The organism is Rothia sp. 11273D007AR, from assembly GCF_053547255.1.
Genome location: NZ_JBPPWJ010000005.1, coordinates 1 through 24,979, shown reverse-complemented (window position 1 = coordinate 24,979; position 24,979 = coordinate 1). Strand labels below are relative to the sequence as shown.

The following is a 24,979-nucleotide window of genomic DNA, read 5'->3' as shown; positions in this document are numbered from 1 at the left end:
ATAATATGCGGTCCCTTTTTGGAAATCAGGTCCCCTTGGGGGCGGGGGTGGGGCTTACTCGTCCGCCCCCGCGAACTGCGAGTTGTAGAGCTCGGCGTAGAAGCCGCCTCGCTCCAGCAGCTCAGCGTGGGAGCCGGATTCGACAATGTCGCCGTCGCGCATAGCGAAAATGACGTCGGCATCCCGGATGGTCGAGAGACGGTGGGCAATCACGAAGGAGGTCTTGCCCACGGCCAGCTGGCCCAAGGCCCGGGCAATCAGCAGCTCGGTGCGGGTATCGACCGACGAGGTTGCTTCATCCAGAATCAGCAGGGGTTTCTGGGCCACCATGGCACGGGCAATCGTGACCAGCTGCTTCTGCCCGGCAGAAAGCTGGGTCTGGTCGGTCAGTACCGTGTCGTACCCGTCGTGCAGCTGCGATACCAGCTCGTCCAGGCCCACCGAGGCCATCACCTCATCAAGCTGCTCCTGGCTGACCTCCCCAGCCCCGTAGACCACGTTCTCCCGCAGGGTACCCTCAAAGAGCCAGGTATCCTGTAGCACCATGGCAAAGAGGGAGTCCACCTGTTCGCGGGTCAGGTCGGTGGTAGGTACCCCGTCAATACGAATCTGGCCCGAGTCCAGTTCGTAGAAACGCATGAGCAGGTTGACCAGGGTGGTTTTGCCAGCACCGGTCGGGCCCACAATCGCGACCTTCTGGCCCGGTTCTACCGAGGCGGTAAAGCCGTGGATAATTTCCTTGCCCGGCTCGTAGCTGAACCGCACGTCCTCAAAGTCCACCGCCCCGCGCACCGGCCGGTCCAGAGCCCCGGTCTTGGCGGACTCGTCCTCCAGCTCCTCGGCCTCCAAGAACTCAAAGACGCGAGCGCCCGCAGCCGCCGCCGATTGCAGGGAGGTAGCCGACTGGGCGAGCTGGCCCAGGGGGTTGGTGAAGAGACGGACGTAGACGATGAAGGCGACGATGACGCCGAAGGTGATGCTGTTGTTGAGAACCAGGGCGGCACCAACCACGCAGACCACCACATAGCCCAGGTTGCCGATGAAGCCCATGAGGGGGAACATGAGGCCCGAGAAGAACATGGACTTCCAGGCCACCCGATAGAGGTCGGTGTTGCGGTCGGCGAATTCGGCGCGGGCGGCGGTTTCGCCGTTGTAGGCGCGAATCATGGAGTGGCCGCTGAGGGTTTCTTCAATGTGGCCATTGAGCTTACCGAGGAGCTGCTGCTGGGCCACGAAGTACTTCTGGCTGCGGGCCAGTACGAAGCCGGAGGCCACAATGCCGAGTAGGGAGGCGGCAATAGCGGCGAGGGCCATGCGCCAGTCGGTCACAAACATCATGACGGCTGAGCCCACCAGGGTGACCACACCGGTGATGGTGGTAGCCAGGGAGTTGTTGAGGGTCTGCTGCAGGGTGTCGACGTCGTTGGTCACGCGCGAGAGGGTGTCGCCGGTAGAACCCTTGTCCATGTAGGCCAGGGGAAGGCGGTCGATTTTGCGGTCTAGGTCGTGGCGCATGGAGCGCGATACCCAGACGGTTGAGCGGGCCATGATCTGCCCCTCCACCAGACTCAGGATCAGGGAGGCCACCAGCATGCCGATGGAGATCCACATGAGGCGGTAGATTTCGCCCATATCAAGCTGGCCGGTGAAGCCCTTTTGAATTTCGTCGGTAATAGCCGAAAGGAACTGCGGGGCAACAATGGTGAGAATCACCCCGATGACGGCAGCGACAATAGCGACCACCATGCCCGGCAGCACCGGGCGCAGGTAGGCCAGGAGCTTGCCCATAGTCTGCTTAAAGGGGGCGGACGCCTGTCCCGGCATGGGTGTGCGCGGTGGGCCGCCGGGCCCGCCGTGACCTCCGTGACGCCCTCCCTTCTCGCTTTTCAGCTGGCTATCGCGCAGCTGGCCTGCAGACTCAAGACCCCTGCGGGCTGACTCTAGCCCTTCGGGGGTAAAAACTGGTGACTGGCTCATGAGCGAAGTTCCTCCTCAGAGAGCTGGGACAGGGCAATATCCTGGTAGACCTCGTTGGTAGCCAGAAGCTCTTCGTGGGTGCCGGATCCCACCAGGCGGCCCTTATCGAGCACCAGAATCTTGTCGGCCTCCCGTACCGTACCGATACGCTGGGCCACCACTACAATGGTCGCCCCCTTGGCGGAACTCTTGAGCTGACTGCGGATATCCCGCTCGGTCTTATAGTCCAGGGCTGAGAAGGAGTCATCGAAAATCATGATCTCCCCGCCGCGGGCAAAGGCCCGGGCCATCGACAGGCGCTGCCGCTGGCCGCCCGAGAAGTTCTTGCCGTTCTGGGCAACAGCCGAGGCGTAGCCGTCCTCTTTCTTCCCCACGAATTCAGCCGCCGCAGCAGCGTGAGCCGCCGCCACCACGTCCTCGGGTGTTACCGGGTGCAGGCCCTCGCCCAGGGCCAGGTTCGAGGCCACCGAGCCAGAGAAGAGCACACTCTTTTGGGGCACATAGGCCAGGCGGTCGCGCAGGTCCTTCTGGTTCCAGTCGCGCACATCAACGCCGTCCACCAGTACCGACCCCTCGCGCACATCGGCAAAACGCGGAATCAGATTTACCAGGGTCGACTTGCCCGAGCCGGTTGAGCCGATAATCGCCACGGTCTCGCCCGGGGCAGCCGTAAAGGAAATCGAATGCAGGGCGTCCCCGTCAGCCTCGGGGTAGCGGAAGGACACGTCCCTAAACTCCAGGGAACCTGCCGGGGCAGCCCCAGCGCTCGCCCCGCCGTCCACAATCGCGGGCTCGGTGGAGAGCACCTCGCGGATACGACGCCAGGCAACCAGGGCTCGCGGGCCCATCACGAAAATAACGGTCATCATCATGAAGCTGGTCACCACCTGCAGGGCGTAAGTGGAGAAGACCACCATCTGCCCAAAGAGGGTGACGCGCTCGGTCAGGTCGGCGGTGCCGTCAATCAGCACAGCACCCAGCACATAGATGGAGAGGGACAGGCCCGTCATGATGGCGGTCAGCAGGGGCATGATGAAGGCCATGGTGGAGTTGACGAAGAGGGTGGTGTTGCGCAGGTCGGTGTTGACCTCTTCAAAGCGCTCTTTGTGGAAGTCACCGGTGGTGTAGGCCCGAATGACGCGCAGACCGGTCAGGTGCTCGCGGGTCACCCGGTTGAGGCGGTCGGTGATTTTCTGCATGCGCATCATGCGGGGGATGGCCAGGCCCATGGCGACGCCCAACACCAGCAGGGTGGCAAGGACGGCGATCCCGGTAGGGATGGTCCAGGTCAGCGACTGGGTAGCGATTTTGGAGCTAGCCCAGACCGCCATGATGGGGGCCTTAATGCTCATCTGCAGGCCCATGACCACAAACATCTGCACCTGGGTGACATCGTTGGTGGAGCGGGTGATGAGGCTGTCGGTGCCAATGTGGTTCACCTCGGCACTGGAGAGGTCAAAGGTCTTGTTGTAGACCCCGGCCCGCATACGCCGGGCTAGGGTGGTACCGAAAATTGCGGTGCAGAAGCCGGTGATAATGGCACAGACCATAGAGGCCAGGGCGGCTGCCAGCATGAGAGTGCCGTCTGAGGTGACGTCCCTCAGTTCGGACCCGGGGGTTGAGATGGTGAGGGTGATGTTCTCCATGTACTCGGGAACCTTGAGGTCAAGGTAGACCTGAGCCACGATGGACAGCATCGCCACCAGGACGAGTAACCATTCTCGCCGGTGAATAAATTGGGTGATTTTCATGGAATCCTAGGGCGTTTTCGTCAAAGAAAAAAGGTGCATCTCTGCACCTTCGTCCTTTCTATTATGCCCTAGGTAGAGCGGCTAGATGTTGGTGAAACCGGTAACGTTGAGATGAGAAAGCTGGCCTCTTCTAAACTTTTTACCCAATTTCCTATGGCCTCAGAACGATACGAAATAAGGTTCAGCATGACGGCTAAATCTTCAGTCAGGTCTCGGGTGAAAACAGGTTCGTAGTGTGCGATCCGGTTTCGAAGTGTTCGTATTCTTTCGAGCGTAAAAGTTGCTGCCAGAACTCAAGCTTGAGCTCGTCAATCACTTTGCCTGTTGTTGTATTACTTGACCTAGTACGTATTAGATCTTGGCTTTGTCTGTGCGGAGGCTTATTCATTAGGGTAGGTGGAGCAGGCTCGCAGCGAAGCTGCTGGCTCGATGGAGTGAGCGGGTGCGTAGCACACAAGAGCGAACGCAATCCGCCGCTAGGCGGGGCGTGAATCGCTGGTGATGAGCACCGAGATTCCGAGCGCGCGAGGAAAATAAATCTCGGTGCGAATCTGGCGAGCTTGCGAGCCAGCTAGCGAACCAGGCGAGAGGGTCGGCAGCGAGCGCGAGCCTGTGGAACCCCTTATGAATAAGCCTCGCGGTAGCGACTTCACAAAACCTTGTATATAGTTGGTCTCACGAAGCTAGAGGATTTAGCTGGAAGCAGTTTAGCTTTCTCCCCCTTTAGCACAAGATAATTATGAAGAGGAGCCAGGTCTGGCTCCTCTTCTTTTTATACACAGTAAATCATCTTTACCGGTCAAGGCCCCGGGCGGCCAGGGCATCGCCGGTTTCGTGGGCGTAGGCCACCGTGGCAATCACCAGGGGGATAAAAAGTCGGAACTGGGCGACCTTGATCCCGCGGGCGGCCACCGCCGCCTGAATTAGCTGCCAGCTATCCATAATCACCGGGATAGAGCGCACCATCAGGGCCAGAGCCAGCCCCACCCGCTCAGGGGAGCCGCCCACCCACTTCAGGGGGGTGCACAGCCAGATAAACCCGTCAATCAAGACCGGCATAGGGGTTGACCACAGCAGCACCTTTGAAGCTGCAATCATGGTGAGCAGGGTCAGCAGGACGTCCGCCCCCGACTCTAGCTTGCCGCTCACCAGGTAGTAGACCAACAGAATCGCCAGCAACCAGGAAAGGGAAGCCAGGGACTGCACCCAGGTACGCCAGGGAATTTTTGCCAGAGCCCCAAGAGCCAGCACCAGCGCGAGGGCCGCAAGGCCAAACCCCCAGTGGCTGGTAGCTGCCAGGGAGATGCCCAGCAGAAGAATAAAGACGCCTTTAGCCCACAGGGGTGCCCGGTGCACCGGGGTGCTAAGGGGCTGGTAGATGCCAAAGAGCTGGTTGGCAATGTTCACACCTGCCCCCCGGGACGTTGGGGGTCAGCAGGTTCAGGTGGGGCTGGGAAGTCCGTGGCACACCAGTGCTGGTAATCTGCCAGGACGTCTGCCGCTGGCCCCTGCGCCAGCAGGCGACCCTCGTGGATGACGATTGCCTCATCGCAGGTTGCTGCCAGGTCAAGGTCGTGGGTGGAGATGACCTGCTGCTGGGGAAGAGAGTCAAGCAGGTCAAATAGTCTTAACCTATTCTTGAGGTCTAAAAGCGTTGTGGGTTCATCTAAAAGTAGAACCTTAGGGTTTACTGCAAGTACAGCAGCTAGGGCGGTCAACTGCTTTTCACCGCCTGAGAGGTTATAGACAGAGTCAAAAGCGCGGTGCTCAACCCCGCGCTCAGCAAGGGCCTCCAGGGCGGCGGCGCGGCGGGCGTCCTTGCCCTTGATGTGCTGAAGGGAGAGCTCGACATCCTCAACCCCCGTAGGCATCACCAGCTGGGCGCCGGGATCTGAAAAGAGCATACCTACCCGCGAGCGCACCGCGGGTAGATGCTCACTCACGCTCACCCCGTGGACGGTGACCTCGCCCGAGGTGAGCTGGGAGAGCCCGTTGAAGAGTCGTAGGAAGGTTGACTTGCCCGAGCCATTGAGGCCGAGCACTGCGGTACGCGGGGTAGAGAGCTCCACGGTGATGTTGTGTAAGAGAGTGCGGTCGCTGGTGCCGGTGTCAACGGTTACGGTGGCTGAGCGGGTGGCAAGCAGCCCGTCGTCCGAAAATTGGGTCGACGGGCTTGCAGCGCTTGCGCGTGAAGAGCGAGAAAAAAACACGGGCTCTATCGTACCTAGCGGCGGGCCAGGGTGGGGAAGGCTCGGTGTACAGCCAGGGCAACCAGAACGGCCACCAGGCACTTAATGAGATCGCCGGGGACGTAAATTAGAGCAGCGGCAACAGCAGCACCCAGTTCAAGGTCGGCATTAATCATCATGCCGGCAACACCAAAGACCTGGATGATGGCAAAACCTGCCAGTACAGCCACCACAAAGGCGCCAAACAGCCCGGCCCCGCTCATGCGGCGGCGCAGGGCTGCGTAGGCAAGCCCACCGGTGACCAGGGCACCGGGAATGAAGCCCAGCAAGTAGCCAAAGGAGGGGGAGACAATGGTGCCGAAGCCGCCCTTACCCCCAGAGAAAACCGGAAGGCCAATCAGGCCAGCGACGACATACAGGGTGACGGCAAGGGCAGCGCGGGTGCCGCCCAGGGTCAGGGCTGCGATGTAAATCGCCAGGGTCTGGAGGGTAATCGGAACAGCGGCCGGACCCACCGGAATAGCGGGCAGCAGGGCGCATACGGTAATAAAAGCGGCAAAAACAGCGATAAGAGCCAGATCGCGACCGGGATTGGCAGCGGCGCGCGCCGGGCGCGCGGAAGTCTGTGATGATGTCATGCCCACTACTATAAACAGGTTTTGAACACCGTTCAAAAACTCGGCCTTTCTTTCCACTTCTGTGACGCCAGCCCGAACCAACGCCCCGGTGGCCCTTCCAACATTGACCCGGTACGCACCGGGCGGTAAGATAGAAAGCTGGCCATCCACCCCTTACCTTAGGAGCAGTAGACCCGTGCTGTCAGTCAACAACCTCGAACTGCGAGCTGGCGCTCGCCTGCTCATGGAGGACGTCACCTTCCGCATCGATAAGGGCGATAAGGTCGGCCTCGTGGGCCGAAACGGCGCCGGTAAAACCACCATGACCAAGGTGCTGGCCGGGCTGACCCTGCCCGCAGACGGTACCGTTACCCGCGGCGGCACCATCGGCTACCTACCCCAGGACCTCAAGGTCGATGACATGACCCAGCTCGCCAAGGACCGCATCTTCTCGGCCCGCGGCCTGGACGGGGTTGCCCGCAAAATGCGCCAGGCCCAGGAAATGATGGCCAGCGAAGACCCCGCAGAGCACGCCAAGGGCATGCGCCGATACGACCGACTCGAAGCCGAGTTCATTGCCGGTGGCGGCTATGCGGCCGAGTCTGAGGCAGCTACGATCACCGCCAATCTTGACCTGCCCGAACGCGTCCTCAACCAGCCCCTGTCCACCCTCTCCGGTGGTCAGCGCCGCCGCGTCGAACTGGCCCGCATTCTCTTTGCCAACGCAGACACCATGCTGCTCGATGAACCCACCAACCACCTGGACGCCGACTCGGTAGTCTGGCTGCGCGAGTTTTTGAAAAACTACCAGGGCGGCATCCTGGTCATCTCCCACGACGTGGAACTGATGGAACTGGTCGTCAACAAGGTCTTCTACCTGGACGCCAACCGCTGCGTCATCGATATCTACAACATGGGCTGGAAGAACTACCTGCTGCAGCGCGAGCAGGACGAGGCCCGCCGCAAGCGCGAGCGCGCCAACGCCCAGAAAAAGGCCTCGGCCCTGATGGAGCAGGCCAACAAGATGCGCGCCAAGGCAACCAAGGCGGTTGCGGCCCAGCAGATGATCAAGCGCGCCGAAAAGCTCATGCGCGGGCTGGAAGAAGAGCGCCAGGTCGATAAGGTGGCCGCGATTCGCTTCCCTGACCCTGCCCCCTGCGGCAAGACACCCCTGTCGGCGACGGGTCTGTCTAAGAGCTACGGCTCCCTCGAAATTTTCACCGATGTCGACTTGGCGATTGACCGCGGCTCGCGCGTGGTGGTGCTGGGCTTTAACGGCGCCGGTAAGACCACCCTGCTGCGCATGCTAGCTAAGAGCACCCAGCCCGATACCGGCGAGGTCATCTACGGCCACGGGGCCAAGGTGGGTTATTTCGCCCAGGAACACGAGATTCTGGACCACGACCGCACCGTCTTTGAGAACATGAAGTCAGCGGCCCCCGACCTCGATGACACCCGCGTCCGCACCATTCTCGGCTCCTTCCTCTTCTCGGGGGATGATGTCGATAAGCCCGCTGGCGTGCTCTCCGGTGGTGAGAAAACCCGCCTGTCGCTGGCAACCCTGGTGGCCTCGTCCGCCAATGTTCTGCTGCTCGATGAGCCCACCAATAACCTCGACCCGGCCTCGCGCGAAGAGATTTTGAACGCCCTGAAAAACTATCGGGGGGCCATTGTAATGGTCTCTCACGATGAGGGGGCAGTTGAGGCCCTTGACCCCGAGCGCGTGCTACTGCTGCCCGATGCGGTAGAAGATTTGTGGAGCAAGGAATACCAGGACCTCATCTCCCTGGCTTAGGCAGGAATGAGCGGACGCCCGCCCCGCCCGGTAGCTGACCGGGCGGGGCGGTCTTGTATCGACACCCCTTCTTTGGTCCGTACAAATAGGCTTGTGTGTCTGTTTCTTACGCAAGCCCACTGTTGGGGCCACCACACTCTACGAAAAAGGCCTGTGTGTTTCGTGGGTTTTTTGTTCCCAAACAAAGGTCACGAAATGATAACGGTCCTATTTTGCTAGTGCAGGGTGGGCCAGTCGGCGTAGAGTAAATACCAGCTTCGGAAGCCAATCTTCCCCAGCTACACCTCAAGAACACCGCCTCACCGATGAGGCGGCACACAAATCCAACACCGACGTTGGGCCGAACCTTGAAAGGATGATTCTATGCTGGAATCACACGACGTACGTTACCCCGAAATCGCTGAAGAGGGCGTAGAGGTCGACGTTTTCTGGATCGAAGACTAAACATCGTTCGCCTCAGCGGCACGGATATATTTTTGTTTTCCTTCCCACCCCACTTCAATGAGTGACTACATAGAAGTGATACACGGGTGAAAGACAGGGGCCCGGCACCATACGGTGCCGGGCCCCTGTCTTTGCCTGAAGTCTTAGGCTCCTGTGAAGAAGCCGCTGATCAGCTGGGTAGGGTAGCTGGTGAGGAAACCGAAAAAGGCCAGGATGTAGGCCCCGATATAGACGGTCAGGGCGGCGGTGAGGAAGTTCTCGCGGGCTGAGCCAGCATCGCCCAGGATGGGTAGGGCCATGTAGCCGCTCTTGCGCCAGAGCTTGCTGGGCACAACGGGCTTGATGGTGACGGGCCAGAAGGGGTTGACTCCTCTGGTAGTCAGGGCATCGCCCAGAATGTGGGCGGTTGCCCCGGTGAGAACCGCCCAGGGCATGAGGGCCAATGAATCGGTGTAGATGGTTCCGGCAATGACTGCAAGCGCCCCCAGCCAGCCCCCCGGTGCCTTGAAGGTGCGCAGGGCCAGGCCACCAGCAAAGCCGGCTAGAGCCAGGGCTAGGACGGGGATACCCGCGTAGGTCAGGCGGTCGGCAAAAAAGGCTAGGGCCCAAAAGGCTGCTAGGCCAATCAAAGAATGGGTTCCCTTGCGGTGGCCGCCTGAAAGTCGCCCCACCAACAGGGCAACCCAGCGACTGACCGGCGGAATCGAGTGGGCGATGGTGCCGTTATGGTGATCAATATCGGGGAGCATGCCCGCACCGGCAGCCGCTAGGGTAGTGACGGCCAGAGTGGTGGGGTCATCAATGCCCAGGACTCCCGCCTCGTTGAGGGCTAGCCAGGCTGCTGCTGCGCTAATGGAGTGGGAATAACCCATCATGATGGTGCGATCCTTATGAATAATCCTCTGGAAGTGAAAGCACCACTTTAACACAGTTTCGAATATTTGTTCTAAAAGGACGCTGGTAGTTGCAGAGTAAGCGTAGCCGGGGGAGTGTTCGCCCAGAGCGAGCAAGAAGCGTAGACTAAAACTAGGACCACCCCGCCCCGGCAGCCCTGCCGCGGGCAAGCGTCCTTACACCCACTACAACTACATACCGAAAGTCCTTCGTTGAACCAACATACCCAAGGGTCAGAACCCCAGACCCCTGCTGAAACTTCAACCGACATGCTCTACCAGATCGACGACACCCCACCCCTTGGCGTCTCTATCCTGCTAGCGCTCCAACACATCTTGGCAGCCTTCGCCGGAATCATCGCAGTACCCCTGGTCGTCTGCACCGCCCTCGGCTTTAACGTCGCCCAAACCTCACTGATGGTCAGCGCCTCCATCTTCGTCGCGGGCCTCACCACCTTCATCCAGTCCCGCGGTATCGGCCCCGTGGGCGCTCGCGTGCCCGGCATGATGGGCACCGACTTCACCTTCGTCAACCCCACCATCGCGGTTGGTTCCCAGTTCGGCATGGCCGGAATCGTCGCCGCCACCATCAGCGCCTCACTGGTTGAGATTGTGCTCTCCCGCTTCATTAAGCCTCTGATGCGCTTCTTCCCGCCGCTGATTACCGGTACCGTGGTGGCCCTCATCGGCATCACCCTGCTACCGGTTTCCATGGACTGGGCAGCAGGTGGCGCGGGCTCCGAAGACTACGGCTCCCTGCAGAACCTCACCATCGCCTTCGGTGTCATGGTCCTCACCCTCGCAATCGCCCACTTTGGCCGCGGTATTCTGCGCGCTGCTGCCGTCTTTATCGGCATGGTCGTCGGCTACCTGGTCTGCATTCCCCTGGGCCTAGTTGACCTTTCTGTCGTCTCAGACGCCGCCTGGTTCGCCCTGCCCAACATCTTCGCCTACGGCCTGCACTTTGACCTGGCCTCCACCCTGGCCTTTGTCCCCGCCTACATCGTCTCCACCATCGGAACGGTCGGCATCATGATGGCTATCGGTCAGGCCTCCGGCGCCACACTTAACAGCAAGCGCGTCTCTAACGGTGTACTTGCGGACGGCGTTGGCTCAGCTCTAGCAGGCGCTTTCGGCGCGGGCCCCAACACCGCCTTCTCCCAGAACGTCGGCCTGATTACCCTCACCAAGGTAGCCTCCCGCCGCGTCATGATTACCGCAGGCATCATCCTGGCTATCCTCGGCGTCTTTCCCAAGCTCTCAGCCCTGATTTCCGTGATGCCCCAGCCCGTCCTCGGTGGTGCAGGCGTCATCATGTTCGGTCTGGTCGCAGCCCAGGGCATCAAAACCCTCACCACCATCGAACTGGGCGACCGCGAACTGCTCATCGTCTCGGTGGCCTTCGCCCTGGGTATTGGCGTGACAGTGCGCCCCGACATGCTCGCCAACCTGCCCACCGCCCTGCAGATGATTCTCTCCTCCGGCATCTCCACCGGAACCCTGGCAGCCCTGCTACTCAACATCATCCTGGTAGACCGAAAGAAGAAAACAGCATGAAACTCCTCGAAGACCGCATCCGCCGCGACGGCCGCATCCTGCCCGGCAACATCCTCAAAGTCGACCAGTTCGTCAACCACCAGGTCGACCCCCAGCTCATGATGGACATGGGCCGCGACTTCGCCGAGCACTTCAAGGACGCCGGTATCACCCGCGTCCTCACCCTCGAAGTCTCCGGCATCTCTATGGCTATGACCGCCGCCCTGCATCTGGGCGTGCCCATGGTCTTTGCCAAGAAGATTTCCTCCAAAACCCTCTCCACCGACACCTACCACTCCAAGGTCTTCTCGTACACCAAGAAAATCGAGTATGACATCCGCATCGACAAGCGTTTTGTCACCCCCGAAGACCGCATCCTGATCATCGATGACTTCCTCGCCAACGGCCAGGCCCTGCACGGCCTAACCCACCTCTGCGAACAGGGCGGGGCCCAGGTAGCCGGCATCGGTATCGCCATCGAAAAGGTCTTCCAGGGCGGCGGCAAAGAATTCCGCGACCGCGGCTACGACGTCTACTCCCTGGCCATGATCGACCACTTCACCGACGACGGAGTGGTCTTTACCCACGAGGTAGAAAAAACCCAGTAGCACATCACCCAGCTCAAGAAATGCTCCCCTCCACCTGAACCGGTGGAAGGGAGCATTTTCTTTTCTCAATTACCCACAAAGCCTAGCGGTAGAGCTGCTCATCGAGCAGGGCGTCCTCCACCTCTTCATCGGTAATCTTCTTACTGCGCTTAGGGGCCTTGGGACGCACAATGGACTTCATATGCGCGGGCATGTCATCCACAAACTCCATGCGGCGGCGTACCACCTCTTCGTCCTCATCGCCGATATAGGTGCCATCAGCATCGTAGAACTGACCAAAATAGGCCTCAAGCTCAGCGGCAACCTGCGCATCGAGCTCATCGTTGCGCACCTTCTGGCGGGCAGACCAGAAATAGGCAATATAGAACATGGCCGCAAAACAGTACCACTGCACCGAATACGACAGGTTCGGCCCGTAATCTTCCTCCGGCTTATCCTTAGCAATCGGGGCGCTCGCCGGGGCCGGGCTCTCAGAAGCCATCACACCGTAGTTGACCGTATCGAGATCAAGACCGGTCACCTCAGCAACCTCGGGAAGGTCAATACTGCTAATCTGCCCATCCACCGATGAAGCACCCGTATCAATCTCACCCTCCACCAGACGCACCGTAATCGTCACCTGCCCAGCCGGGGGAGCAGGCACCGGGGAAGCCGTCGAGCCGGCATCCCCAAACGCAGCCTCCATCCAGCCGCGGTTAACCACCACAATATGGCCCTGGTCGGTCTGGAAAGGCACCAGCACCTCATACCCGTTCAACCCGTTATAGGGCCGGTTGCGCACCAGCAACTGGTGCTCACTCAGGTACTGGCCGGTCATGGTCACCGGCTGCCAGCGCAGCTCAGAATGAGCGGACGCAAACAGGCTAGAATCGTCCGCAAAATCCAGGGGAGCGGCATCATAGTTCTGCGAAATACGCTCATTCGAAAAATCAAGCGCCTCCTTGCGGCTCATCTGCCAGCTCGCCAAATACAGGCACACCAGCGAGGCGACCACCGTCAGCACAAACAGGCCAACCCACTTACCAGAGAGCAAAAAACCGTATTTCTTCACAAGCAACCACCCTATCCCAGAGGGACAGTCTGCTTCCAAAAACTACGCGCCACCAAAAAATCCTGCAAATACTGCACGTGCTCCTCGCAGGCCGCCCAGCTCTTGAGCCGCCCCGGGGCATGCACCTTCGGGTTATTCCACAGCACCTCGAAACGAGCCTGCTCCTGGCAGCCCTTACGGCTACACTTCACAAACTCAGGCCCCTGGCTACTGCCATCAGCCTGACCCTGATTCAAAGAACCTAAAATATCCACCCGCTACTCCTTACCGTCCTCATCGAAAACTACTTCACCATCAATAATCACCGGCTCATCAGAACCATCAGCTCCGAAGTCTGCCGGGGCCGCGCTCGCCTGGGTACGGCCACCAGCTGGCCCACCGGCGTCCGCCCCCTCAGCCGCAGCGGCACGAGCCGCCCGATCAGCCTGCGCCGCCTCAATAGCAGCCTGCTGCTCCGGCGGCAGCATGGCAGAAAAACCACCACCACCCTGCTTAGCCTCACCGTTAGCCACCACCACAGCTGTCCAAGGAATAATCGCAGCCGCCGCCAGGCACACCCACTGCCACACACCGTCCACCATCACCGCAGCAATAATAAAAACAATGCGCAAAAACATCTTGAAGGCATACACCTTAGCCCGCGAACTAACCCCCACCGACTGCCGCTCAGCAGCGTCCGTAATCTCAAAAACCTCAGAATCGCCCGAAGAATACCCGGCAGCCTCTAAATCCTCAGCAGTCCAATACTTCTGCGCCACCGGCACCCTCCTCACACAGGCTCAAACTCACCCCACCAGTCTACCCCTCGCGCACACACCCCGCCCGACCCCCTAACCAAACCCGCCAGGCTAAATAACACGCGCCTACTTGAACAAACCACCACTTTTTTCTCAAGAGCGTAAGATAGGGGCAGAAACAAAACCCCACAACAAGGTGAAACAATGACCAACCCCACCGTACTCATCACCGGCGGCAACCGCGGCATCGGCCACGCCATCGCCACCGAATTCAAAAAAGCCGGCTACAACGTCGCCATCACCTACCGCAGCGGCGAACCCCCCGCCGACTTCTTCGCCGTCAAAGCAGACGTCACCGACTCAGCCTCCATCGACGCAGCCTTCACCGCCGTCGAAGCAGAATTCGGCCCCGTCGGCGTCGTCATCGCCAACGCAGGCATCACCAAAGACACCCTGCTCATGCGCATGAAAGAAGACGACTTCACCTCCGTCATCGACACCAACCTCACCGGCGCCTTCCGCGTCGCCCAACGCGCCACCAAGGGCCTACTCAAAAACAAGGGCGGCCGCATCATCTTCATCTCCTCCGTCGTCGGCCTCTACGGCAACCCCGGCCAGGTCAACTACTCAGCCTCCAAAGCCGGACTCGTCGGCATGGCCCGCTCCATCACCCGCGAACTCGGCGCCCGCAACATCACCGCCAACGTCATCGCCCCCGGTTTCATCAAAACCGACATGACCGACCAACTCTCCGACGACCTCAAAAAGCAATACACCGACTCCATCCCCGCCCGCCGCTTCGCCGAACCCAAAGAAATCGCCGACGTAGCCCTCTTCCTCGCCTCAGACGCCGCAGGATACATCTCAGGTGCCGTGATTCCCGTTGACGGTGGCCTGGGCATGGGGCACTAACGGGAATCACATTCCGTGCCCTCCTGAGTGCTCGCGCGCTCGCATCCGGGCACTCCATCCCGTAGACGGCGGCCTGGGCATGGGGCCACTAGAGCAGCCTGGCCGGTGTGTGCCCGTCCACGACCCTCTCACTCCTCGCCCGGGGGCTCGTCGCGATTCACGCCAGCCCCGAGCCAGCGGACGGGGCACACACCTTCCCAGGCTACTGTGTACGCCAGGGCGGGGAGCTACCGCCCTCTACCCCCCGCAATAATCATTTGTACAACACTTATTTAGGACTCAGAATGTCACTTCAGAACAAGACCATCATCATCACCGGCTCCTCCCGCGGCGTGGGCGCAGACACCGCCCAGATTCTTGCCGCCCAGGGAGCCAACATCATCGTCAACTACCGCTCCAAGGCCCCCCGTGCCACCAAGGTTGTTGCCGCCATTGAAGAAGCCGGTGGCAAGGCCGTTGCCGTACAGGGCGACGTGACCAAGGCCGAGGACGCCGCAGCCTTGGTAGAGGCTGCCATCGAGAACTTCGGCTCCCTGGACTACCTCATTCTCAACGCCTCTGGCGGCATGGAGGCCGGCATGCCCGATGACTACGCCATGGTGCTCAACCGCGACTCCCAGCTGCGCCTGGCCCGCCTGGCAGCCGAAAAGATGCCCGAGGGTGGCCGCATCGTCTTTGTGACCAGCCACCAGGCCCACTTCATCCGCGAAGTAGAGACCATGCCCGAGTACAAGCCGGTTGCTGAGTCCAAGCGCGCCGGCGAGGACGCCCTGCTAGCAGAAATCCCCGCCCTCACCGAAAAGGGTATCTCCCTGGTGGTTGTCTCCGCCGACATGATTGAAGGTACCGTCACCGCGGCCCTACTCAACCGCCTGCACCCCGGCGCCATTGAGGCCCGCCGCGAAGAAGCCGGCAAACTTTACACCGTCAACGAGTTTGCCCAGGAAGTTGCCAAGATGGTAACTGCCGATGTTGAAACCGGCCACATCGAGCTGGTCGGCGGCGCAGGCGGCTTCATCAAGTAGCCTTAGCATCACAAGGTTTCGCAGGCTCGCGCTCGCTGCCGACCCTCTCGCTGGTTCGCTTCGCTCACAAGCGATTCACGCCAGCCGCCGAGCCAGCAGCTTCGCTGCGAGCCTGCCAAACCTTACCCCTTCATACGTCAAAGGACGCTGGTAGCCACCTACCAGCGTCCTTTTTGTTTATCTAGCTAGATATAAGAAACAAGAGCGATTACTACAACCAGGCTGTTGAGCGTGATATGCATTGCCAATGGCGCCCATATGTTGCCGTGAAAATAGCGAAGCCATGTCAGACCAGCGCCTATCACGAGATAGTAAGGCGTAAGAAGAACCATCCCATGTACGAGGGCGAAGACAATACCAATAGCAAGGATGGTCAGAAAAACGTTTAACTTGGCGTTTAGCCAGCTGAACATGAAACCTCTGAAAAATAGTTCTTCCCATACTGGCGTCAGCACCGACATCGTTACCGCAAAAAGAACTACTAGTCCTAGATTTGGGGTAGACGCAAGCAAATCATTAAAAGAATTGGAAGAGTTACTTTTCGCTTGTCCTTTTGCGATAAGAAGCATTGTCAGTATCTGGAGCGACACAGCTGCTGCTAATATCACTGGGCCTTGCCATAGCAGGTGTAGAAATTTCATACTTGGCCTGATTAGCCCAAGTTCATTGGCAGGAATTTTCCATTTTCTATAGGAAGAAACCATTAGCACTACAAGTAAAGTACTAAGCAGTGCAAGTGTAGACGTGAGCAGCACCCACAATGAATCAGGTGTAACTTCAAGTAGTTTTCCGGCGATGAGTAGTGCTCCGAAGAGAACTACGACTAAGCCAACAATCCCTGTTGAAAGAATCAGTATTTGCCGTCCTGCAACTGGCTGCTGAATCATGATACCTTCATCCTGCCCCTGCTTTTAGAGCCCAGCGAAGTGGCGCACCGCGTCCAGACGCAGAGTATTAATTTGGGCGTCGGCAACCTCAAGCAGGGCAGTCTTGGCATTGAAAGCAACACCCAGCTCCGCCTCAAGGATCATGAGCACATCGTTGGCACCGTCGCCCACAGCAATGGTCTGGGAGGACTTAATATCGAACTCCTTAGCCCACTCCTTCAGCGACTCCTTCTTGACCTCACCGGTAATGACCTCGCCGGTGACCTTGCCGGTCAGCTTACCCTCGATGATGTCAAGGACGTTGGCGCGCGCCTTGGAAAGGTTCAGGTAGCCCGCCAGCGGGGAGAGAACCTGAACAAACCCGCCCGAGACCACGCAGACCTCGTGGCCGGCAGCCAGGAAAACCTCAACCAGCTTGGTAGCACCGGGGGAGTACAGCACCTTGGAAGCCACCTCATCAATCACCGACTCATCGAGACCGGCTAGGGTAGCAACCCGCTCACGCAAGGACGCCTCAAAATCGAGCTCACCGCGCATCGCCCGCTCGGTCACCTCAGCAACCTCAGCGCCGCGTCCTGCCGCAGCTGCCAGCTCATCAATGACCTCCTGGCGGATCAGGGTAGAGTCAACATCCATAATGAGCAGCTTCTTCTCATCGTTAGCCAACTCAGCAGGTACCACATTCAGGTCAAAGCCCAGCGAGCCCGCCCCATCGAGCAGCCCCAAGGCGCCGCGGGCGTCCTCAACACCACCGCGCTCCCACGAAGCCGCAGCAATATAAACCGAGTAGGCCGGGCCCTCAGCCTCGCGCTCCACGCGAGAGGCAGGAACCTCCATCAAAAGACCCGACTCAAGCTCCAGACCCTCAACCGCCTGCAGCGCAGCAACCAGCTGCTCCTCGGTAGCAATCAGGGGGGCGTCCGCACGAGAAATAGCAACAATATTCACAGAAGTACTCATAGGCACCATTATCTACTAAAGTTGTGAACCATGGCATCAGTTCTTGAACTTAATAAGGTTACTGTCTCACGAAGCGGTAAGAACCTCATCCACAACATCACCTGGTCTGTCGAAGAAGGCGAACGCTGGGTCGTCCTTGGCCCCAACGGCGCGGGCAAAACCACCCTGCTCTCCATTGCGGCAGCCCGCCTGCACCCCACCCATGGCGAAGTCGACATCCTCGACGAAATCCTCGGCGCCGTCGACGTTTTTGAACTACGCCCCCGCATCGGCCTCTCATCAGCCCCCATGGCAGCCCAAATCCCCGGCAACGAAACCGTGCTCGATGTCGTCATCACCGCAGCCTACGGCGTAGCAGGCCGCTGGAACGAAGAATACGACTCCTTCGACGACAACCAGGGCAAGGCCCTGCTCGACGACTGGGGGGTAGCCCACCTAGCTGACCGCCCCTTCGGCACCCTGTCTGAGGGCGAAAAAAAGCGCGTGCTCATCGCCCGCGCCCTCATGACCGACCCCGAAATGCTGATTCTCGATGAACCCGGCGCCGGCATGGACATCGCAGGCCGCGAAGACCTGGTCAAGCGCCTCACCCAACTGGCTCTTGACCCCTACGCCCCAGCCACCATCCTGGTCACCCACCACCTCGAAGAAATCCCCGCAGGCTTCACCCACGCCCTGCTCCTACGCGAAGGCGAAATCGTAGCAGCAGGCCCCATCGAAGAAACCCTCACCCAGGCCAACGTCTCAGCCACCTACGGCCTCGACCTCGACCTGACCATTCACGAGTCCGGCCGCTACTCAGCCTTCGCCCGCTAGCTCCCAAGCATGAAACCCAAACAACTCACCCCCGAGCAGCTGGCAGAACGCTCAGCCCGCGTCACCGCCCTACCCAACACGCGTCCGCTCAGCACAGCCCCGAGCGAGGCCACCCGCTTCTACACCCACCTTACCGACGTCAAACTGCGCTCCATCAAAGAACCCGAATGGGGAATCTACATCGCAGAGTCCTCCAAGGTAATCCGCCGGGCGCTCGCCGCCGGGCACCGTCCTCTCTCCTTTCTCATGAGCGAAAAATGGGCCGACGACCTCATTGACGTGCTGCAGGAGCACCCCGAGGTGCCCGCCTTGGTGGGAAGCGAGGACGAGCTGGAGCAGGTCACCGGCTTCGCCCTGCACCGCGGGGCCCTTGCCGCCATGGCCAGGCCCGAACCCACCCCCTTACAAACCCTGCTTGAGGGGGTGCGGCGCGTTGCGATTCTAGAAGATATCGTTGACCACACCAACGTGGGCGCCATCTTCCGCTCGGCAGCCGCCCTCGACATCGACCTAGTGCTGGTGACCCCGCGCTGCGCTGACCCGCTCTACCGGCGCTCAATCCGCGTCTCCATGGGAACAGTCTTCCAGGTGCCCTGGGCCCGCCTGGACTCCTGGCCCGGCGCCCTCGACACCCTACACACAGCGGGATTCACCACCGCCGCGCTCGCCTTAGAAGAAGATTCTTTGAGCCTGACCGAACTGGCAGATCGCAACGACGAAAAGCTAGCCCTGATTTTGGGCACCGAGGGGCACGGGCTGGCCACATCCACCCTGGCTACCACCCAGCACACCGTCATGATTCCCATGAGCCACGGGGTCGATTCCCTCAATGTAGCGGCCGCCTCAGCCGTTGCCTTCTGGGAAACCCGCCCAAAGATGGTAGAGTAGTTCCTCGGTTGTAAACCGCAACCACCGGTAGGCACCCGCCCCGGTAGCAACAAGATATGCACTGGCAAAATCCAGGGCACGAAGAAGGTAAATATCATGCAGGCTGGCATCCACCCTGAATACAACTACGTTCTCTTCCGCGACCTCGCATCAGGCGAGACCTTCCTGACCAAGTCAACCATGACTTCTCAGAAGACCGAAAAGTGGGAAGACGGCAACGAGTACCCCCTCGTAGAAGTTGAAATCTCATCAGCTTCACACCCCTTCTACACCGGCAAGCAGCGCATCATGGACGCCGCTGGTCGTGTTGAGCGCTTCAACGCTCGCTTCGCAAACTTCGGCAAGAAGGCCTAAGTTTACAGCCAGTCTATTCAGGCTTAATATCACACCCCGTGACCGTGATTTATCACGCGTTACGGGGTGTTTTTGTAGGTTCACTGCGTAGAATTGGGTTCGATTCACTCCGCGTATTACACCCTTGCCGGGTGGTTGCGCCCCTTTTGAGACAAGTTAGGGAGGTACCGTGTCCGTCGCGGCTCACGAAGAACCTACAAAGAAGAAAAGCAAAAAAGCCCTCTGGATTAGCCTGCTGATCCTGCTGCTCATCCCGGTGATTGCTGTGGGTGGTTACCTGTTCATGATCAACAAGGCCTGGAATAAGTCCGAGACCTTTGAGAGCGCCATGCCCAATGAGGACGGCACCGTCACCTCGCCGCACAGTGATGAGCTGCAAGCTTTAGTTGATTCAGCAATAATTGTTAATGAGTCAGGGAATGATAACATCACCGACGGTGATGCTAATGGTAACGGCATCCTTGATATCTATGAAGGGGGAGCAGTCACCGGCCGTCCGGTTAACACCGCTGCTACAGATATCTTGCTGTTGGGCTCTGATCAGCGTTCCGGTGTTGAAGCTCAGTACGTGACTGGTGCCCGAGCCGACACCATCATGGTGCTGCATATCCCCGAAGACGGCTCAGCAGCCTACCTGATTTCAGTTATGCGTGATACCTGGGTCAACATCCCCGGCTACGGCTCCCACAAGGTGAACGCTGGCCTGAACTACGGTGGAGTTGACCTACAGGTCGCTACCATCGAGCAGCTCCTCGGTATCCAGATGGACCACGTGGCCGAAATCGATTTCCAGGGTTTTAAGGCCCTGGTCGATACTCTGGGCGGGGTAACTGTTAATGTCCCTCTTAGTTTTTCAACCGGGAATAACACTTTTAATACGGGCCCTCAAACCCTGAACGGTAGTCAGGCTCTTGAATTTGTTCGTGAGCGTTACAGCTTCTCAGACGGTGACTACCAGCGCGTCCGTAACCAGCGTGCCTTCCTGCGCGGCGTCTATAACGAGCTAAAAGCCGATGGCGCCCTGTCTTCTGCTAGCAAGCTGCTGCAGGTCATCGAGTCTGTATCTCCCTACATGAGCGTAGATCAGGGTCTATCCCCTTCAGCCATCGTGGGTATTGCCCAGCCTGTTCTGGCTAACGGTAACACTCAGCTGGTTTCCATGACCCTGCCGAATGCCGGTACCGGCTGGTCCTGGGATGGTCAGTCGATCGTGGTGCTCGATGCCGCTGCAACCAGCGCTCTGTCGAACGCTCTGAAGACCGATACCATGCCTAGTTACATTGCTACCTACGGTTCTGACTAAATCCAGGTAGTCCCTCGCCAGAGGATATAAGGGGAGCCCCACCAGTTTGGTGGGGCTCCCTTTATATTTTCTTTTTACCTTGAGGCTAGTGTTCGAGCGGGTCGGCAGATACTTCTTCTTCGGTATAGCTGTTATCGCGACCGACGAAGAGAGCTAGGAAGGCTACGGAGGCGCCGAGCACTATACCTAAAATGCCGAGCAGGGGCTTGAAGAAGACAAGGACTAAACCTGTGACCAGGATGAGCCCGCCTACAAGGCCAAGGAGCGCAGAGATGCGCTGTAAACCCAGGGAGTTCGCTGTAGTGGGTTCTGCGGTTTCAGCTCCGTTGGCTTCAACGGTAGTGTGCTCAGTTGCGGCCGGACGGCTGGGCATGAGTGAGCGCTTTTTCTTGGAGGCATTACTGCGGGTCGCTTCACCCTCGGTCGGTACGTAGGCGGGGGGTACCTCGTAGGAGGGTGCGGCCGGTAGAAGCTCGGGTAGGTAATTGGGGAGCTCCTGGTACCACTCGGCAGGAATTTCAGAGGGGCGGACGGCCTGAACCGTCAGGGACAGCTCAAAGGAGTTGCCACGAATCGTGCCCCAGGCGCTGGTGAGCTTATCGTGCTCATAGGCGTAGCGGATGACGGGGGCTAGCTGCTCGGAGATCTGGGTGGAGAGGCGGCCTACCACCTTGCGGTCGTGCAGGACGTCGACCGAGTCAACCACACGCCCGTCCGCGTGCTTAATCTGGTTATTTTCCAGGGAGAGAATCACTCGGCCCTCACCGGAGGGAGGCAGGATGGAGTGTAGGTACTCGGAATGGTCCTTCTCATCGAGCACCTTCATAGAGGCCCCCTGGGGTAGCAGGGTTGCCTGGGTGGGGGCGTTGTTGAGGGGAAAAAGGGAGCCAGGGGCGCTCAGGGAGAGCTGGCCGCTGCTTTCGATGTGGGTTTCACCGGTGACCCCGCGCAGAACAGCAGAGAGCTGCATGCGGGTCACAGCGTCGTAGCCCGAGGCTACAACGCGGGTAATCGGGCCCCAGTAGGCAGCGGAGTCCTCGGGGGAAAGACGCCCCAGCTTGAGGTCGTCAGCATAGACCGCAATGGCCTGGGGCTGGTAGGGGTTATCGGGTTCTGGCACAAGGCGAACCTCACCGTTCCAGACCCGCTCGCGGTCAATCAAGAGTTCTTCAAAAACCTGAAGAATTTCTGCATCGTAGTAGTCATCGGTGATGACCTGAACGGTGCCGCGATCGCCCAGTACGTAGTCGGTCACAGTAGGCTCCTTATCCCAAAAAGTTACTCTCTATAGCTTCTCACGAAAAAGCCGGTTTTGGTTTGCAATGCTGCGCCCCAAAACCGGCTTTCTGCGTAGATTCCCAGGTAAAGACCTAGTTGCCTGCCCCCTCTTCGGTGGCAGATGCGTTATAGGCCTGGGCGTTGAGAATGCGGACGGCATCATCGAGCAGCTCCCGCACCAGTCGCACCAGGGCGGTGGGGGCGTCCGTATGCTCGGCTAGCCAGCGCTCGGTAGCGCGGACGACCGGGTGGGATTCCGCTGTGCCCTCTGTCAGCTCTACCGCCGGGTAGAGGCCACGAATAACGCGGGTAGCCATACCGCCGGTACGGGCAGCCCAGGTGGGGGCAAGAAGCTCAAAGAAAGCATCCCGGTAACCGGTGCGCAGCTCCTCCGGCCCGTGCTGGAAACCAGCAGCGGTCGCTGACAGCAACTCATTCGAAAGGCCCATATCTTCAGTCACCAGGTTCCAGGCAGCCTGCTTCGCAGCCGCCACCGGCAGAGCAGCTGTCGCAAAAGCATAGCCGCGCTCAGCCGTGGCAGAAGGACGGAAAGACCGCGCCTCATCCAGCTCCTGCCGGGTCACCGCGTCCTGAACCGCAAGCGCCCCCAGAGCCTTCCAACCCAGAGTCTGGTTATAGCTCATACCAGGAGCATCAGAAATAAAGCCCTCAACCTGCCCGCTTGCACCCCGCGCCAGATCCTGAGCGAACTCAAGACCCAACTGCGAATGCGCCGACACAGACAGCAGCGCCCGCACCAGAATCAACTGCTCATCGCTACCCTCCTTCGCGCCAGCAAGAGCCTCAGACAGCGCAGCATACAGGGCATCCCACAGCTCACCACGAGCACCCGCCGGGGTATACAAAGAAATCGCAGCCTGCGCCTGATCCACAATATTCGACAGTAGGGTAGCGGACGGCTCAGCAGCGGCAGCCTGCCCCACAGCCAGCACAAACCGGCGGCTAGCAAGCTTGCCATCACGCACCATATTCCACAAGCTACCCCACAGCAGACCCCGCGACAGGGCATCCTCCACCGACGACACCTGACTCAAAGCAAACTCAAGCCCATCAGCCTCAGCCAGGGCAACCTTCGCATAGGTCAAATCCTCAGCATTGAGCAAAACCACATCAGCAGCAGCCACAAGAGCCTGCTCCTGCTCAGTCAACCCAACCAGCATCTCATTCTGACCCACAGGAATATCAGCCGACACCACACCCGTGGGCACCAGACGCCCGCCCTCAGAGGCGAACAGGGCAATCTTCAACAGATGCGGACGCCCCAACTCAGCGGGAACACCCACAGGCAACTGCTGACGCACCACCAACTGCACAGAACCATTAGCACCGGTCACACGCTCACACGATAACTCAGACAAACCACTCGTCTGCAACCACGCCTCAGCCCAGGTACGAACATCACGGTCCGAGACCTCATCGAGCACACCCAAGAAATCATCAAGAGTCGTATTACCCCACTCAAACCGCTTAAAGTAAACCCGTGCAGCCTCAATAAACTGATCAAACCCAACATAAGCAACCAGCTGCTTCAGGGCGCTCGCACCCTTGGCGTAGGTAATACCGTCAAAGTTCTGACGGGCAGCTTCAAGGTGGGGGATATCCGCAACAATCGGGTGAGTAGTCGGCAGCTGATCCTGACGGTAAGCCCAAGCCTTACGCGAATTCGCAAAGGTGACCCAGGCGTCCTTATAGCCATTGGCCTCAGCAGCGCCCAGATGCCCCATGAAGTCTGCAAAAGACTCCTTGAGCCACAGGTCATTCCACCACTTCATGGTGACCAGGTCACCAAACCACATGTGGCTCATCTCGTGGCAAATCACATTAGCCCGGCCCTCAAGCTGGGACTCATCAGCACCGGAGACAAAAATGTACCCCTCGGTGAAGGTCACCAGGCCGGGGTTCTCCATCGCCCCCAGGTTGTATTCCGGCACAAAAGCCTGCTCGTACTTGGGGTAGGGGTAGGCATAGTCAAAGAGGTCTTGGAAGAAGTCCAGGCCCTGCTTGGTCACGGCAAAGATGTTCTGGTAGTCAAAATGCTCTTTGAGGGACTGGCGGCAGTAGGCAACCAGGGGGATAGGCCCAGAATTAACAGCGGACGCCGGGGTGTAGGTATCGAAAGCGGTAAAGTACTCGCCCGCCACAATAGCGGTGATATAGGTAGAAATACGGGCAGTCGGCTTGAAAACACGCTTAGAAATCGATGAATCTGACGGGTCATCAATTTCGCGGTCCAGCTCAGCATTCGAGCTCACCACCCAGCTCTTAGGGGCCGTAATACGGAAGTTGAACACAGCCTTCAAATCAGGCTGCTCAAAATTCGGGAAAACCCGACGACAATCCGCCGGCTCATACTGAGTGTAGAGATAAATCTTGCCATCGGCTGGGTCGATGTAGCGGTGCAGACCCTCACCCGAGCGGCTAAAGTATGATCGGCCCTTGATGGTGAGAGTATTTTCCGTCTGTAACTGGGGGAGGGTGATGCGGGAGCCTTCAACCACCTCATCAACAGGTAGCGATACCCCGTTGAGCTTCACCGACTCCACCGACTGATGAATGTAGTCAATAAAGGTGCTAGCACCCTCGGTCGCCGTAAACCGGACGGTGGTGGCTACCGGGTAGGTTTCAAAATCAGAGCTGGCATGGGTGAGATCAACATGCACATCGTAGGTATCAACGCTGATAGTACGGGCGCGCAGGGCGGCTTCTTCTTGAGTCAAATTTTCGTTATTCACATCACTATAGTAAGCCCCTGTATGTACAAGGTCGAGCTGGGGAGTGATGGTGGGGTGGTGGAAGGTGGATTTTGCACGTTCACTCAACATTGTGTATAGTAATAACTCGTTGCCAGCATGGCTTCAGCTGAAGTCTGTAAGACACCTTGCGCGGGTGGCGGAATAGGCAGACGCGCTAGCTTGAGGTGCTAGTCCTCGTATTAGA

22 protein-coding genes are annotated in these 24,979 nt (G+C 59.1%); 9 read left to right on the top strand and 13 right to left on the bottom strand.

What is annotated here, in order from left to right; translation table 11 throughout:
- Nucleotides 1–54: 54 nt before the first annotated feature.
- From ACED88_RS03755 to ACED88_RS03735, 5 genes are all read right to left on the bottom strand, one after another.
- Nucleotides 55–1,977 carry an ABC transporter ATP-binding protein gene (locus ACED88_RS03755; RefSeq protein WP_449108759.1) on the bottom strand — a complete coding sequence of 641 codons (1,923 nt, stop codon included), beginning with the start codon at nt 1,975–1,977 and terminating at the stop codon, nt 55–57.
- Entirely contained in the window at nt 1,974–3,728 is a 1,755-nt protein-coding gene (locus ACED88_RS03750) for an ABC transporter ATP-binding protein (protein WP_449108758.1), read from the bottom strand. The genes ACED88_RS03755 and ACED88_RS03750 overlap by 4 nt, the downstream gene beginning before the upstream one ends.
- Nucleotides 3,729–4,520: 792 nt before the next feature.
- Nucleotides 4,521–5,135 (bottom strand): energy-coupling factor transporter transmembrane component T family protein, encoded by a 615-nt coding sequence (locus tag ACED88_RS03745; protein ID WP_449108757.1) that lies wholly within the window; start codon nt 5,133–5,135, stop codon nt 4,521–4,523.
- A complete protein-coding gene (locus ACED88_RS03740; protein WP_237199044.1) occupies nt 5,132–5,938 on the bottom strand; it encodes an energy-coupling factor ABC transporter ATP-binding protein in 807 nt (268 codons plus the stop codon). The genes ACED88_RS03745 and ACED88_RS03740 overlap by 4 nt, the downstream gene beginning before the upstream one ends.
- A 14-nt stretch (nt 5,939–5,952) precedes the next feature.
- The gene (locus tag ACED88_RS03735) at nt 5,953–6,555 is read right to left on the bottom strand and encodes a biotin transporter BioY (protein WP_449108756.1); all 603 of its coding nucleotides are present in this window, start codon (nt 6,553–6,555) and stop codon (nt 5,953–5,955) included.
- Between the two features lie 175 nt (nt 6,556–6,730).
- On the opposite strand from ACED88_RS03735, the gene abc-f reads away from it, so the two are divergent.
- Nucleotides 6,731–8,329 carry a ribosomal protection-like ABC-F family protein gene (gene abc-f, locus ACED88_RS03730; RefSeq protein ID WP_449108755.1) on the top strand — a complete coding sequence of 533 codons (1,599 nt, stop codon included), beginning with the start codon at nt 6,731–6,733 and terminating at the stop codon, nt 8,327–8,329.
- Nucleotides 8,330–8,916: 587 nt separating this feature from the next.
- Here the strand turns inward: abc-f and ACED88_RS03725 are convergent.
- Nucleotides 8,917–9,648, bottom strand: coding sequence for a metal-dependent hydrolase (locus ACED88_RS03725; protein ID WP_449108754.1), 732 nt, complete (start codon nt 9,646–9,648; stop codon nt 8,917–8,919).
- A gap of 231 nt (nt 9,649–9,879) precedes the next feature.
- Between ACED88_RS03725 and ACED88_RS03720 the strand changes: the two genes are divergently transcribed.
- Both ACED88_RS03720 and ACED88_RS03715 read left to right on the top strand, forming a co-directional pair.
- Entirely contained in the window at nt 9,880–11,223 is a 1,344-nt protein-coding gene (locus ACED88_RS03720; protein WP_449108753.1) for a nucleobase:cation symporter-2 family protein, read from the top strand.
- A complete protein-coding gene (locus tag ACED88_RS03715; protein WP_237185644.1) occupies nt 11,220–11,810 on the top strand; it encodes a xanthine phosphoribosyltransferase in 591 nt (196 codons plus the stop codon). Before ACED88_RS03720 ends, ACED88_RS03715 begins: the two co-directional genes overlap by 4 nt.
- An 82-nt stretch (nt 11,811–11,892) precedes the next feature.
- Here ACED88_RS03715 and ACED88_RS03710 read toward each other — a convergent pair whose 3' ends face one another.
- From ACED88_RS03710 to ACED88_RS03700, 3 genes are read right to left on the bottom strand one after another with little or no spacing between them, the layout of a single operon-like run.
- Nucleotides 11,893–12,861, bottom strand: coding sequence for an SURF1 family cytochrome oxidase biogenesis protein (locus ACED88_RS03710; RefSeq protein WP_449108752.1), 969 nt, complete (start codon nt 12,859–12,861; stop codon nt 11,893–11,895).
- Between the two features lie 11 nt (nt 12,862–12,872).
- Nucleotides 12,873–13,115 (bottom strand): acetone carboxylase, encoded by a 243-nt coding sequence (locus ACED88_RS03705; RefSeq protein ID WP_449108751.1) that lies wholly within the window; start codon nt 13,113–13,115, stop codon nt 12,873–12,875.
- A gap of 3 nt (nt 13,116–13,118) precedes the next feature.
- Nucleotides 13,119–13,619 carry a DUF3099 domain-containing protein gene (locus tag ACED88_RS03700; RefSeq protein WP_449108750.1) on the bottom strand — a complete coding sequence of 167 codons (501 nt, stop codon included), beginning with the start codon at nt 13,617–13,619 and terminating at the stop codon, nt 13,119–13,121.
- A 183-nt stretch (nt 13,620–13,802) separates the two neighbouring features.
- Between ACED88_RS03700 and ACED88_RS03695 the strand changes: the two genes are divergently transcribed.
- A complete protein-coding gene (locus tag ACED88_RS03695) occupies nt 13,803–14,510 on the top strand; it encodes a beta-ketoacyl-ACP reductase (protein ID WP_237185648.1) in 708 nt (235 codons plus the stop codon).
- 284 nt (nt 14,511–14,794) lie between these two features.
- Nucleotides 14,795–15,535 carry an SDR family oxidoreductase gene (locus tag ACED88_RS03690; protein ID WP_185172947.1) on the top strand — a complete coding sequence of 247 codons (741 nt, stop codon included), beginning with the start codon at nt 14,795–14,797 and terminating at the stop codon, nt 15,533–15,535.
- A 185-nt stretch (nt 15,536–15,720) separates the two neighbouring features.
- Here ACED88_RS03690 and ACED88_RS03685 read toward each other — a convergent pair whose 3' ends face one another.
- Both ACED88_RS03685 and serB read right to left on the bottom strand, forming a co-directional pair.
- Nucleotides 15,721–16,422 carry a CPBP family intramembrane glutamic endopeptidase gene (locus tag ACED88_RS03685; RefSeq protein WP_449108749.1) on the bottom strand — a complete coding sequence of 234 codons (702 nt, stop codon included), beginning with the start codon at nt 16,420–16,422 and terminating at the stop codon, nt 15,721–15,723.
- A 24-nt stretch (nt 16,423–16,446) separates the two neighbouring features.
- Nucleotides 16,447–17,382, bottom strand: coding sequence for a phosphoserine phosphatase SerB (gene serB / locus ACED88_RS03680; RefSeq protein ID WP_449106896.1), 936 nt, complete (start codon nt 17,380–17,382; stop codon nt 16,447–16,449).
- A gap of 30 nt (nt 17,383–17,412) precedes the next feature.
- Between serB and ACED88_RS03675 the strand changes: the two genes are divergently transcribed.
- From ACED88_RS03675 to ACED88_RS03660, 4 genes are all read left to right on the top strand, one after another.
- Nucleotides 17,413–18,198, top strand: a complete 786-nt coding sequence (locus tag ACED88_RS03675) for an ABC transporter ATP-binding protein (protein WP_449108748.1) — start codon at nt 17,413–17,415, stop codon at nt 18,196–18,198.
- 9 nt (nt 18,199–18,207) lie between these two features.
- Complete coding sequence (locus tag ACED88_RS03670; protein WP_449108747.1) at nt 18,208–19,086, top strand: TrmH family RNA methyltransferase; 879 nt, start codon at nt 18,208–18,210, stop codon at nt 19,084–19,086.
- Between the two features lie 96 nt (nt 19,087–19,182).
- Complete coding sequence (locus tag ACED88_RS03665; RefSeq protein WP_083091002.1) at nt 19,183–19,440, top strand: type B 50S ribosomal protein L31; 258 nt, start codon at nt 19,183–19,185, stop codon at nt 19,438–19,440.
- A 169-nt stretch (nt 19,441–19,609) separates the two neighbouring features.
- Nucleotides 19,610–20,743: an LCP family protein gene (locus tag ACED88_RS03660; protein WP_449108746.1), complete on the top strand. Its 1,134-nt coding sequence runs from the start codon at nt 19,610–19,612 to the stop codon at nt 20,741–20,743.
- A gap of 85 nt (nt 20,744–20,828) precedes the next feature.
- On the opposite strand, the gene ACED88_RS03655 is transcribed toward ACED88_RS03660, so the two are convergent.
- Both ACED88_RS03655 and pepN read right to left on the bottom strand, forming a co-directional pair.
- On the bottom strand, nt 20,829–21,998 hold the full coding sequence (locus ACED88_RS03655) for a hypothetical protein (protein WP_449106893.1): 1,170 nt from the start codon (nt 21,996–21,998) through the stop codon (nt 20,829–20,831).
- Between the two features lie 115 nt (nt 21,999–22,113).
- Entirely contained in the window at nt 22,114–24,774 is a 2,661-nt protein-coding gene (gene pepN / locus ACED88_RS03650; protein ID WP_449108745.1) for an aminopeptidase N, read from the bottom strand.
- Nucleotides 24,775–24,979: the final 205 nt, after the last annotated feature.